Here is a 462-nt window from a genome sequence, read left to right as displayed (position 1 = left end):
CGGTGCGCACGGGCACAGACACGGTCGACTATGACATGATCGACAGAACCGTGGCAGCAGCGGTGGAGTCGGGCATCCCGACCAGCCAGATCGTTCCGGTCTATCAGACCTTTGGTGGCGGCACCTATATGACCGATACCGACGGCAAATATGTCATGCCGACGACGGATCAGCTGGAGACGATGATGGACCACTGGGGCAAGGTGGTTCCGTCGCCTGCCTTCGACTTTGCCTACGCCTGGGGTTCACAGGAAGGCGACACCGCGCTTGAGAGCTCACCGGAGCTGCAGGCTGTTTTCCGGGAGCACAATCTCAGCACCACTGGGACCGCAGCTTCCGACGCCACCACGAGCGACGACGGCTCTACCGTGACTGCCCCTGCCGACGCCACCATCAGCGACGACAGCTCTACCGCAGCTGTCCCTTCTGACTCCCACACCAGCGACAGCAGCTCTACTGCGA

General features: G+C 62.1%; 1 pseudogene. It reads left to right on the top strand.

Annotated features, from left to right (window positions below):
* Positions 1-35 precede the first annotated feature (35 nt).
* Positions 36-462 (top strand): annotated as a pseudogene (locus E5W87_RS35595) (calcium-binding protein); the annotation flags it as partial.

Source organism: Mesorhizobium sp. (assembly GCF_004962925.1).
Taxonomy (GTDB): Bacteria; Pseudomonadota; Alphaproteobacteria; order Rhizobiales; family Rhizobiaceae; genus Mesorhizobium.
This window is presented reverse-complemented; position numbering and strand designations above follow the sequence as displayed.